At 71.7% G+C, this 11,846-nt stretch carries 10 protein-coding genes and 1 tRNA gene; 5 read left to right on the top strand and 6 right to left on the bottom strand.

The features are described 5' to 3' along the window. Positions 1 to 131: 131 nt before the first annotated feature. From IFU30_RS14725 to IFU30_RS14715, 3 genes are read left to right on the top strand one after another with little or no spacing between them, the layout of a single operon-like run. Positions 132 to 1,154 (top strand): acyl-CoA dehydrogenase, encoded by a 1,023-nt coding sequence (locus IFU30_RS14725; protein WP_192005732.1) that lies wholly within the window; start codon positions 132 to 134, stop codon positions 1,152 to 1,154. Further along, positions 1,154 to 2,590: a bifunctional PIG-L family deacetylase/class I SAM-dependent methyltransferase gene (locus IFU30_RS14720; RefSeq protein ID WP_192005730.1), complete on the top strand. Its 1,437-nt coding sequence runs from the start codon at positions 1,154 to 1,156 to the stop codon at positions 2,588 to 2,590. Before IFU30_RS14725 ends, IFU30_RS14720 begins: the two co-directional genes overlap by 1 nt. Positions 2,591 to 2,613: 23 nt before the next feature. Beyond that, complete coding sequence (locus IFU30_RS14715) at positions 2,614 to 3,318, top strand: glycosyltransferase (protein ID WP_342450873.1); 705 nt, start codon at positions 2,614 to 2,616, stop codon at positions 3,316 to 3,318. On the opposite strand, the gene IFU30_RS14710 is transcribed toward IFU30_RS14715, so the two are convergent. Further along, the gene (locus tag IFU30_RS14710; protein ID WP_192005726.1) at positions 3,303 to 4,067 is read right to left on the bottom strand and encodes a DeoR/GlpR family DNA-binding transcription regulator; all 765 of its coding nucleotides are present in this window, start codon (positions 4,065 to 4,067) and stop codon (positions 3,303 to 3,305) included. The two genes, IFU30_RS14715 and IFU30_RS14710, sit on opposite strands and share 16 nt — an antisense overlap. A 56-nt stretch (positions 4,068 to 4,123) precedes the next feature. Between IFU30_RS14710 and IFU30_RS14705 the strand changes: the two genes are divergently transcribed. Together IFU30_RS14705 and IFU30_RS14700 are read left to right on the top strand one after the other, a co-directional pair. Continuing rightward, positions 4,124 to 4,483, top strand: a complete 360-nt coding sequence (locus tag IFU30_RS14705) for a hypothetical protein (RefSeq protein WP_064294966.1) — start codon at positions 4,124 to 4,126, stop codon at positions 4,481 to 4,483. Positions 4,484 to 4,529: 46 nt separating this feature from the next. Beyond that, complete coding sequence (locus tag IFU30_RS14700) at positions 4,530 to 5,030, top strand: GNAT family N-acetyltransferase (protein WP_192005724.1); 501 nt, start codon at positions 4,530 to 4,532, stop codon at positions 5,028 to 5,030. 209 nt (positions 5,031 to 5,239) lie between these two features. Here the strand turns inward: IFU30_RS14700 and IFU30_RS14695 are convergent, their stop codons facing one another. The 5 genes from IFU30_RS14695 to IFU30_RS14675 form a co-directional block, all read right to left on the bottom strand. Then, positions 5,240 to 6,754: an MATE family efflux transporter gene (locus tag IFU30_RS14695; protein ID WP_192005722.1), complete on the bottom strand. Its 1,515-nt coding sequence runs from the start codon at positions 6,752 to 6,754 to the stop codon at positions 5,240 to 5,242. Between the two features lie 232 nt (positions 6,755 to 6,986). Next, positions 6,987 to 7,430 (bottom strand): MarR family winged helix-turn-helix transcriptional regulator, encoded by a 444-nt coding sequence (locus IFU30_RS14690; RefSeq protein WP_192005720.1) that lies wholly within the window; start codon positions 7,428 to 7,430, stop codon positions 6,987 to 6,989. Between the two features lie 303 nt (positions 7,431 to 7,733). Then, positions 7,734 to 7,821 (bottom strand) — tRNA-Ser (locus IFU30_RS14685). Between the two features lie 141 nt (positions 7,822 to 7,962). After that, entirely contained in the window at positions 7,963 to 10,452 is a 2,490-nt protein-coding gene (locus IFU30_RS14680; RefSeq protein ID WP_192005718.1) for a transglutaminase family protein, read from the bottom strand. Beyond that, entirely contained in the window at positions 10,439 to 11,833 is a 1,395-nt protein-coding gene (locus tag IFU30_RS14675; RefSeq protein ID WP_192005716.1) for a DUF58 domain-containing protein, read from the bottom strand. Before IFU30_RS14675 ends, IFU30_RS14680 begins: the two co-directional genes overlap by 14 nt. Positions 11,834 to 11,846 lie beyond the last annotated feature (13 nt).

Below are 11,846 nucleotides of genomic sequence, written 5' to 3'. Positions count from 1 at the left end.
CGCACTACCAGGGTCGATGGTCGCGGTCCAGGGGCGGGCGGCGGCGCGTGGCGGTGCGAGACTTGGACCTCCACGACGCGAGGAGGTCGCATGCGCGCACCGATGGAACCCCCACACCAGACGCGGATCGCATGATCCGTCTGCAGTCGACCGCCTGGCCAACCAGCGGTAGCTCCCTCGACCTCGACGCTCTGCACGATGCGGCGACCGGATCGTTGGCGAGCATCGAGTCGCGCCTGGCCTTCACCTCCACAGCCGTGCGACTCGTCGGCCCGCTCGAACAGCACACCGCCGGGCGGGTCTTCGCGGGACTCGGCGCGATCGCCGCGGTCGACGTCACGCTCGCACGTGTCGTCGAACCGCACCTCGACGCTCTCGCCATCCTGCATCAGGCCGACCTCGAACCGCCGGCCGTCTCCACCTGGGGCGTCTTCGCGGCCGAAGCACCCGGGCTGCGTCTCGACGCCACCCTGGTCGACGACGCCTGGCAGTTGACCGGCACCAAGCCGTGGTGCTCCCTCGCCTCCCACCTGAGCGACGCCCTCGTCACCGCCCACACCGCGCCGGGGGAGCGGCGGCTGTTCGCCGTCGCACTCACCGACCCCGGGGTCACGACGGACGACAGTGCGTGGCTCGCCCGCGGACTTCCGCTCGTGCCGAGTGGCCCGGTCGGCTTCGACGGGGTCCCCGCCTCCCCGGTCGGCGACGACGGGTGGTATCTGCGACGCCCCGGCTTCTCCTGGGGCGGGATCGGCGTCGCCGCCTGCTGGTGGGGCGGCGCGATCACGCTCGTCGACCGCCTGCTCGCCGCGGCACGCACGCGACCCGACGCCGACCTCCTCCTCCGCACGCTCGGCGCCGCGGCCATCGACCTCTCGATCGCCGAGCAGGCGATCGCCGACGCGGCCCAGGCCATCGAGCACGGTCACGCCGACGACACGGCCGGCCCGCGCCTCGCCCAGCGCGTGCGTTCCACGGTCCGCGGTCGGGTCGACGCTATCCGTGCCGGGGTGCTCGGAGCACTCGGCCCCGGCCCGCTCACCTCCGAGCCCGCCTACCTCGCGCGGATGTCCGACCTCGAGCTCTACATCCAGCAGGACCACGGCGACCGCGACCTCGCGCGCTACGGCCGCATGCTGGTGGAGGCCGACTGATGCCCGCCTTCGACCACCGCGACCCCGGCACGTCGGCAGCCGCCTGGGCGACCCGCTTGCACGAGCTCGACCTGCCCGCCTGGGACAGCTGGCGGCACGCCACCGGCGTCGTCGTCCTGTCACCGCACCCCGACGACGAGTCGCTCGGAGCCGGCGGGCTGATCGCGGCTGCCGCAGCCGCCGGGATCCCGGTCGAGGTCCTCCTCGTGACCCTCGGCGAGGGATCGCACCCCGACTCACCGACCACCACGCCCGAGGAACTCGCCCCGCGCCGGGAAACGGAGTTCGTCGACGCGGTCGGTCGTCTCCACCCGACGGTCGGGTACGACGTCCTGCACATCCCGGACGGCGGCCTCGACGCCGAACGCGCGGGCATCGCGGAGCGACTGCGTGCAGCCGTCGCCACCGCCGGACCGCGACCGCTCATCGTCGCCCCCTGGCGCGGCGACGGGCACCGCGACCACCGGATCGCGGGCGAACTCGCCACGGCCCTCGCGACCGAGCTCGACCTCGCACTCGTGGAGTTCCCGATCTGGCTCTGGCACTGGGCCGACACCGACGACGCGACCCTGCCATGGGCCGAGGCGCGGATCGTCCCGCTCGACGCGGCGGCGCACGGGGCGAAGATCGCCGCGATGGACGCCTACCCCTCGCAGACGGAGCCCCTCTCGGATGCGCCGGGCGACGAGGCGATCGTCGACCACCACCACCTGCAGCACTACGCGCGGCGGTTCGAGGTCCTGTTCCCGAACGGACGTGCGCTGGACCTCGCGCCGGGTACCGACGCGGATGCTCGTGCGGCGGACACCGACACCGCCAACGACACCGCGACGGCCGACGCTGCGTCACGGTCGAAGGAGTCCTTCGAGGACCACTACCGCGACCACCCCGACGGCTGGGACTTCGGGTCCTGGTACGAGGAGCGCAAACGTCGGGTCCTCCTCGCCGCTCTGCCGCGCCAGCGCTACGGTTCGGTGCTCGAACTCGGCTGCGCGACGGGTGTGCTCACCGAGCGGCTCGCGGACCGCAGCGACGACGTGCTCGGGGTCGACATCGCCGAGGCGCCCCTCGAGATCGCCCGTCGACGGGTGCCCGCTGCCCGGTTCGAACGGGGCACGCTTCCGGACGACTGGCCGAGCGGCTCCTTCGACCTCGTGGTGATGTCGGAGGTCGGCTACTACCTGTCGGCGACCGACCTCGATCGGGTCATCGACCACCTCCTCGGCACACTCACGCCCGGCGGGAGCATCGTCGCGTGTCACTGGCGGCACCCCGATGACCACTCCACGACCTCGGCCGAGTTCGTCCATCACCGGTTGCTCGAACGCTGGCCCGGCCGTCGGTCGATCCAGCACGTCGAGGACGACTTCCTGCTCGACGTCCTCGTGCCCGCCGATGAGGCGAGCGTCGCCGCAGTGGACGGTCTGACGGGCTGATGCTGCGACGGATCGATGCCGTCGTGCCCGCGCACGACGAGGAGGAGCTGATCGGGGCATGCCTCGATGCCCTCCTCGTCGCGCGTGCCGCCGTGCTGCGTCTCCGTCCCGAGCTGCAGGTGGGGATCGTCGTGGTGCTCGACGACTGTCGCGACGACACGGCGCGGATCGTCCGGGAGCGGTTGGCGGGCTTCGGTCCTGAGGAGGCGGTCTCCGTCGTCATCGACGAGCGCAGCGTCGGAGCGGCCCGTCGGGCCGGTGTCGCGGCCACTGTGGGATCAGGTGCTGCGGGATCAGGCGCTGCCGACGTCTCAGAACGGTGGATCGCCAACACCGACGCCGACTCGCGCGTTCCGGAGGAATGGTTCTCCGTGCACGCCGATGCCTTCGAGGACGGTGTCGACGTCCTCCTGGGGACCGTCCGTCCCGACTTCACGGACTTCTCCGAGCGCGACATCGAGCGCTGGATGGAGACCCACCCGCCCGGACATCTGCCGGGCAACGTGCACGGGGCCAATCTGGGTGTCCGGGCCGATCGGCTCGACGAACTCGGCGGCTTCCGTGACCTGGCCGAGCATGAGGACGTCGACCTCGTCGAGCGTGCCCGGGCGGCGGGTCTCCGGGTCGTGCCGACGCCGGATGCGCCCGTCGAGACCTCGGGTCGGCGACGTGGCCGGACCCCGGGTGGCTACGCCGCGTTCCTCGCCGAGACCTACCCGCGATCCTGACGATCCCGCGCGTCTGAACCCCCGGCCCGCGTCGACGGATCAGGTCCGTCCGACTGCGGGTCGACGATGACCTCGGTGACCTCGTCGACATCGAGCACCGGGTACCGGGAGACGGCCCCGACCTTCTCCTCGCTCGCGAGCACGTAGACGTCGGTGCTGCGCTCGGCGAGGGCGCGCTTCGTCGCGGCGTCGTCGAGGTCGCCGGTGGTGAGGCCGTGTTCGGGATGGAAGCCTGTGACGCCGAGGAAGCAGGCGTCGGCGCTCAGGTGACGGATGGCCTCTGCGGCGAGGGCGCCGCCCGCGACCATGGAGTGACGTCCGAGTTCGCCGCCGATCATGATGACGCGTGCCGGCGAGTGCTCCGCGACTGCGAGGGCGACCGCCGGGCTCGGGGTGATGACGGTGAGGGTCGGATCGTCCGGGAGGAGTCGCGCGAGCGCGAGCGCGGTGGTGCCGGCGTCGATGATGATGGTGCTGCCTGCTCTGATCCGCTCGGCGGCGATGCGGGCGACGCGCTCTTTGCTCTCCGTCCCGAGGGACAGTCGATCCCGGAACGGGCGATCGGCTGCGGGGACCGGGAGCGCGCCGCCGTAGACGCGGACGCAGAGTCCGGCTTCCGCCAGCTCGCGGAGGTCTCGGCGGATCGAGTCCTCGGAGAGTCCGAGCGCCGCGGCGGCGTCCTTCGCGACGATCCGCCCGTCGCGGTCGAGGAGGTCGAGCAGGTGCGATCGTCGTTGTGCGCTCAGCATGCGTGCTCCTTCATCATCTTGCACGATTGTGCACGGTTAACGCTACAGTGCTGGACATGACAACGCCACTCCTCATCCTCATCGCCGGCCCCTACCGCTCCGGGACCGGCGGTGATCCCGACGCCATCGCCCGCAACCTGGAACGACTCGAAGCCGCAGCGGCGCCCATCTACGCGCTCGGTCACGTCCCGATGATCGGGGAGTGGGTCGCGCTGCCGATCCTGCGTGGGATCGACACCGCGTCGGGCGACGGCGACGTCATGTACGAGACGGCGAGGCGGTTGCTCCAGCACTGCGACGCCGTGCTCCGGTTGCCGGGGGAGTCGTCCGGTGCCGACACCGACGTCGCGATCGCCCGTGAGCGCGGGATCCCCGTGTACACCGACCTCTCGGAGATCCCGGCGCTCGAGGGCTGAGGTCGCTTGCCCGCGACGTCCCGGCGCTCCGGCTAGGCTGACGCGCGTGCTCGACGACGCCCGGATCCGCCGCTACCGCGACACCGATGCGCGGGCTACCAGGTCGATCTTCGAACGCGCGGTGCGGGTGACGGCTGCCGCCGACTACACGGCCGAGCAGCTCGCGGCCTGGGTGCCGGAGGACCGGGCAGACACCGTGCTGGACGACTGGGCCGCCCGACGTGCCGCGGTCACGACGTGGGTGGCCGAGCTCGACGACTCGGTGGTCGGATTCACCGACCTGGACGTCAAGATCGGCTACCTCGACATGCTGTTCGTTGATCCGGACGCGGGACGACGCGGCGTCGGGTCCGCGCTCATCCGTCACGTGCTCGACGAAGCCCGAGCGGTGGGGCTCCGGGAGGTGACCGTGCAGGCGAGTCGGACGGCGCAGCCGGTGTTCGCGCGCCACGGCTTCGTCGTGGTCCGCGAGCAGCGGGTCGAGCGTCGCGGGGTGCTCATCGAGAACGCAGTGATGCGGATACCCCTGGACGCCCCTGCGGGGTGATGCTCCCGGGACGGTCTGCGCACCAGGCGAGGTGTCGCCAGCGCGGTGCGCCGACCCGAGCGCGGTGGTGTGGGTGCCGGCGCGGTGCGCCGACGTGAGGTCGCTGCAATCGGCGTGAGCGCGGGTCATGGACGTGGGCGCGGCCCTCTGGAGACCCGCGCTCACGCGTGTGACCCGCGCTCACGTCAGCGCACCGCGCTGGCAGTCCGTCAGGCGTCGGCGAGTTGGGCGTCGGCACGCTCCGGGGAACCGGCTGCGAGGCCACGGTCGATGGCACGTCGCGAGCCGAGCCAGAGCAGGACACCGACCAGGAAGACGATGACCTCCGTCACGGTGAGCGACCAGACGATGCCACTGAGTCCGAACCACAGGTTGCCGAGGAGGACGATCGGGACGAACAGCACGCCCTGGGTGACCGCCATGACCGCCGCGGGGAGTGCTCGACCGGTCGCTTGGAAGAGCGAGGTGATGAGCCCGGTGAACCCGTTGGCGATCATCGCGGTGAGCTGGGCGACGAGGATCGTGACGCCGAGACCGAGGACGGCGGGATCGGCGATGAACGCGGAGACGATCGGCTCACGCAGGACGAAGACGACGCCGGCGAAGAGGACCGAGATCCCACCGACCGTGAGCGCCGAGGCGCGGAGAGCGGACCGGAGGCGTGCGCCGTCGCCCTTGCCGAACGCGTAGGCGAGCAGCGGGAGCACGCCGAAGGTGACGCCCATGACCAGGAACTCGGGCACCTGGGCGATCCGGACCGCGACGCCCATGGCCGCGAGTGGGGCGTCTCCGTAGGCCGCGGCCAACGTGTTCAACACGAGCGCGGTGACGATGAGGAACCCCGACTGCAGGAGCGTGCTCACGCCGACACCGAGGACCGGCTTGAGGATGGTCGGCGACAGCGTGAACCAGCGCGGTGCCAGGCTGACGTGCTCGCTGTTGCGCTGCAACCACGCCACGAAGTAGACGAGGACACCGAGGTTCGCCAGACCCATCGCGAGCGCTGCGCCGGCGACGCCCCAGCCGAACCCGAGGATGAAGACGAGATCGAGGACGAGGTTCGCCACCGCCGACGCGATGAGGGCGATCATCACCTGACGGGCGGCACCCTCGGCCCGCACGAGCTGTTCCAGACAGAACGCGGTCGCCATGACGGGGACGAACGCGAGCATGACACCGATGAACGCCGAGGTCGCCGGGGCGGTGACCGCGTCCGCCCCGAGCAGTGACACGAGTGGGCTGAGGAACACGAGGCCGATCCCGCCCAGGACGGCGCCCGTCAGGAACGCGCCCCAGACGGAGAAGGAAGCGGCCCGTTTGATGTCCCCGGCCTGTGCCGGGTCGTGTTCGGAGGCGCCCAGGAGTCTGGAGATGAGCGCGCCGCCGCCGACGCCGAACAGGTCGCCGATGGCCATGATCAGTCCGAGGATCGGGGCTCCGAGCGTGATCGCGGCGAGCAGGGTGGTGTCGTGCAGTGAGCCGACGACGCCCGCGTTGATGAGGTTGTAGACGGCGCTGACGACGAGGGCCGCTGCCATCGGGATGCACAGGTGGATCAGTGCCCGGATGATCGGGGCGGTCGACAGGTACCAGCGGTTGCTGCCGATCGTGTCCGCGGCGGTCGGGGGTGGGGTGTCGGTCGATGGCGCGTTGGCTGTCGATGGTGCGGTGCCGCTGGGGACGGGCGTTCCGGTGGTGGGATCGATGTGGTCTTCGGGGTGCATGGCAGGCTCCGTTTCGGGCAGGTTCCGGGCGCGACGATGAGCGCCGGCGCGGCGAAGGTTCGGTGATGAGGGGCGTCCGGCGCGGGCTGGGCGGACGGGCTCAGCAGGCGTCCGGGCGCGACGGACAGCGCCGTCGTGGCGTTCGCGGTCGCCATCGTGTTCGGCGGTCGGTGGAGGACGCGGCGAGGGGGCTCGGCGCGTGGTCAGTGAGCTCGGGTTCCCCGAGCCGTGATCAGCGGGTCGGCTGTGGCAGGTGCGCCGTGAGCTTCGTGAGCAGAGCGTGCAGGGTGTCGCGTTCGCTCCGGTCCAACGGGGTGAGGATGACGTCGTCGGCCTCGGCCATCGCGGTCTCGAACCCGGCGATGAGGTCGGTACCGAGCGGGGTGGCGTAGACGCGCTTGGTGCGTGCGTTGCCGTCCTCCGTGCGGCGTTCGACGAGGTCCCGACGTTCGAGTCCCTGCAGGAGGCTCGAGACGCTGGCTGCGCTCGTCCGGCTCACCTCGGCGATGTCGCGTTGGCTCGATCCTGGATGCCGGACGAGGTGGCCGAGGACGAAGGCCTGTTCGTGACTGAGCTCGCGGGCTCGGATCCAGTCCTCGCCGGCCTTGCGCTGTGCCCACCCGATCCAGCGGACCAGTTCGAGTGTGCTGCTGAGGGTGGGTGTCTCGTCGTCCATGGTTAGAACACTAACGCTTTGAGTTCTAACTGTCAACCATCGAATGATTAGAGCGCGGAGAGCACCGCGCCGACGTCAGATGTGCGGACTCGGTGCCAGCGCGGTGCGCTGGCACGAAACCGACCAGTTCGGCGTGGGCGCGGGTCGTAGCCCTGAGCGCGCCCCTCTGGAGACCCGCGCTCACGCGTGTGACCCGCGCTCACGTCAGCGCACCGCGCTGGCACTACGGGAATACGTCACTTGGGTTGCCCCTGGAAACGCAGAACGCCCCTCGCGGCGGGCGAGGGGCGTTCGTGGTGAAGCTGGCGGAGAATGGGGGATTCGAACCCCCGAGGGCGTTAACCCAACACGCTTTCCAAGCGTGCGCCATAGGCCACTAGGCGAATTCTCCATGGCTGTTTGTGAAAAACGGCCAGATAGCAGCATACCTGGTTCCCGGACCGCCGCGCGCCACCCGGCCCCGCCGCCGCGCTCCGAGCCCGGCCGAGTACGAACGCCCGCGGTCGGACATCGGCTCGAGGCGCCACTCGCGTCAGCTCGCAGCAGGCGGCCGCCAGTCCACCCGTTGATCACGCCGCAGCACGAGCGACCGCGGGAGGACTGCCGCGAGGACGCGTTCGAGCGGCTGACTCGCCGACCGCAGGGCCGCCTTCGCCTCAGCCAACGCTGCGTCGACCGAACCGGCGCTCGCCGCACCACCAGCGCTCGGCGCATAGCTCTCCCGCTCGACCGCCGCCACGAGTCGGTCGACGGCCGGCGACTCGATCCGGAACTGTCCGCGCAGCCGCGATGCGAACCCGCGTGGTGACTCCGCCGACGTCACGGGGAATCCGAGGTCGCGGGCGGTGTCGAGGAACTCCGCCCAGGCCCAGCCCGCCGAGGTCCCCTCGGCGAGTGCACGCCGACGCCCGACCGCACGCCGGAGACCCCGGGCGATCGACGGGGTGGCGAGCAGCATCAGCGCGCCGAGCAGGATCGCGAGCGGGACGAGGGCCGCGGTGAACGCCCCGCCGGACCGGGTCGAGGTCGGTCCGCCGAGCGCGTCCGCGGTGGGCGTGGGCGTCGACGCCGCGGTCGGAGCCGGACGGCTGTCGGGACTCACCGATCCGCTGCCGGGCGTCGCCGTGCTCGCGTCGCTGAACTGGGTCACGACCCCACGGCTGGCCGTCGGCTCGAACGGCACCCAGCCCACACCCTCGAAGTACAGCTCCGGCCACGCGTGCAACTGGTCCGAGGTGACGATGTAGGTGTCGCGGTTCGCCGGGGTGTTGTCGATCGTCGTGCCCGGCAGGTACCCGATGGCGATGCGCGCGGGGATGCCGAGGACGCGCGACATCACGGCCATCGCGGACGAGAAGTGGATGCAGTAGCCGGCCTTGCGCTCCAGGAATGTCGCGATGACCTCGGCTCCGCTGCCGTCGAAGCCCTCCTCGACGGGCGCCGACTCCGAGTACTCGAAGGTGCTGCGGAAGTAGCGCTGCAGGGCGATCGCGCGGTCGTAGTCGGTGGAGGCGGTCGCCGTGACGTCCGCAGCGGTGTCACGGATGATCTGCGGCAGGTCGTCGGGCAGCTCGAGGTACGGGGCGGCTGACGCCGGGTCGGCGACCGGCGGGACGTCGCGCATCTGCTGTGCGGTCGGCAGGATCGCGGTGCTCGTCGCCGTGTACGTCTGCCCGCGGGTGGATCCACGCTCCGCCATCGCCGTCAGCCCGGCGGCCTCGAACCGCCAGTCGCCGCGGAGCCCGTCGACCTTCTGCGTCGGGTACGGCAGCGGGAGCCACGGGCTCGACAGCGAGTCCACCGTGACCGTCGTCTCGAAGGTCTCCACCGGGATCGCCTCGCTGAGCCCGGCAGGCGCGGGGAAGGCGTCGAGCGTGTTGCCGTCGTTGTAGCCCGAATTGTCCGGTCCCCAGACCGTACCCGTGAAGTCGCTGAGGTCGGTGACCTTGAGGTAGGGGGCGTCGTCGGCGGTGGTCGTGTACTCGAGGGCGGTCGTGTTCGCGGGGCGCCGCAGACTCTGGCCGAGCGAGATGAGCGGGTTGATGCCGTTCACGAACGGACCGCTGCCACGGGCGCCGGCGGTGACATCTCGGACGGCGAGGTCGGGGAGCACGGCCGGTGTGAGGAGGGCGACGACCACGGCCACGGCACTGACCAGGACGGCCGGGCCGAGGCCTCCGAAGCGACCGGCACCGGTCATCGCCGACGGGCCGGCGCCGCGTCCATCGCCGGCGGCCCTGGCCGAGGCGAGGGCTCGCAGCAACTCGCGGCGCCGGACGTCCTCACGGAGCAGCCAGAGGAAGGAGAGTGCGACGAACGCGAACACCCACGGATCGAGGGGGAACGACACGGCGACGGTCGGCCCGGCGTACACGGCGAAGACCAGGACGGCCGCGAGCACCGGTGCGTGGCGGCCGAGCACGAGCCAGGCGACCGCCAGCGCGACGAGGCCGCCGCCGGCGGCCATGACGAAGACCACGCCAGCGTCGGTGTCGAGCGGGGCCGAGCCGTCGTGGAAGGTCTGGAACCCGGCGTCACGCAACCGTTCGAAGGCGCCAAGCGTCGTCGGGGTCGGGACGATGCCGATGATCGCCGTCTCACTGGCGAAGAACAGCGTGATCGTCAGCAGCCATGCGATGCCGGCGCCGAGCCACACGAACACCGCCGGCAGTCTCGTGCGCCGGAGGAGGATCGCCGTGGCGAGGACGATCGCGATGACGAGGTTCGTGACGAACCACCAGTCGAGCGCGTCGAGCACCCGCCCGAATCCGAGGCCACCCGTCGCGAGGAGGAGGAAGGCGGCGAGGCCCAGACGCAGGTCGCCGACGTTCGCGGTGTCGCGTGGGTCGTCCCGGCGCCCGCCGGCGCTTCCCGACCACGACCCGCCGCTGGTTCCGCCACGGGACGGGCGTCGGGGGTTCGACGAGCCGGCACCAGGACGGACGCCCGAGGGCACCCCTCCGCGAGACGGCACACGGCCACGGGCGGCCGCTGCCGCACGGCGTTCCTCAGCGACGGACATACGCACCTCCGGCACCCCGACGACCGCCCTGGCCGCCCCGACCACCACGGCCGGCCGACTGCGGAGCCAGCGTGGTGGTCGCCGGACCGCTCGTACCGGACCACAGCGCCTGGAACGATGCGCCGCGCTCGCCGACGTGGCAGCGCCAGCCCGCGGACTCCAGGAGCTCGATGGACCGACGCCGCGCGCCAGCCGGGAGGAGTGCGACGGGGAGTGGTGACAGGTGCGCGACCGCGGTCAGCTCGCCGAGGTCGCCCTCCTCGACGTCGCCGAGGATCGCGATGACCGGTTGCGACCGGCGCGCGGCGATGACGGGTGAGAGGTCGAGGAACCGATCGGGCCGGACCGATGGACGCAGGAGGGCCAGGTCGAGCAGGGCGGCGTCGAGGTCGTCCTCCTCGAGGTGCTGTCCGCCGCGGGCGAGTGCGTCGCCCATGTCGCCCACCGGACTGGACCGCAGTCCACCAGCCGCGGATCTCGCACTGATCTCGCGTGAGAGCCCCTCGGTGCCGGCACCGACCAGATTGACGCGGTAGTCGGCGTCGACGAGGTGGGCGGTGATCGAGGCCGCCAGCGACACGGCCTGCTCGAACGCCGGCAGGTACGACGGATCGTCGTCGGGCCAGGCCCAGTGGGCTGCGGCGGTGTCGAGGAGGACGGTCGCCTCGGGGTCGTTGCGCTGCTCCTCCTGCCGCACCATCAGCTCACCGTGGTGCGCGCTCGCCCGCCAGTGCAGTCGGCGGATCGCGTCCCCCGGCAGGTAGGGACGGGCGATGATGTCGTCCTCGCCGGCGCCGACATGCAGCGACGACGGGCGCGTGGAACCGTCGCGGCTGGCCGTGAGTGCGGGGATCTCCGGCAGGACCACGACCTCCGGCAGGACGACGACCGCATGCGTCCCGCCCACGTCGCGACGACGGACGACGAGTCCGAACGGGTCGCTCACGGTCAGCCCGAGCGGGCCGAGGTCGTGTTGTCCTCGACGCAGCGCCGTCACGGTGTACTCGGCCGTCCGACGGCGCGATCCGATGCCCGCGACGCCGGTACTCGGCAGGGTCCCCTCGGCGCTGCCGGCGAGCCCGGCCGGCACGCGGTCCTTCCACTCCGTGTGGACGTGGGGGAGCGCGCTCGTCTCGGCGATCGTGACCTCGACGGAGATCCGGCCGCCGACCGCGACGAGGTCGGGCCGGGTGGTGCGGTCGACCCGGAGCGACGGCCGCTCGAGGTAGACCGCGCCGAAACTGGCGGCGACGAGCGCGACGAGCAGGCCGGCCGCTGCGAGCAACTCCGGCGAGCCGATCCCGCGCGCGAAGATCAGGCACACGCCGGCCGCGATGAGCACGCCGACCGCGCGTCTCGTCAACGGCACGCGACGCTTCATGGGCTCAGGACCT

Source organism: Plantibacter sp. CFBP 8798 (assembly GCF_014841195.1).
In the GTDB taxonomy this organism is placed as follows: Bacteria; Actinomycetota; Actinomycetes; order Actinomycetales; family Microbacteriaceae; genus Plantibacter; species Plantibacter auratus.
Note: the sequence above shows the minus strand (reverse complement) of the source record. Positions and strands in the feature narration are given on the sequence as shown.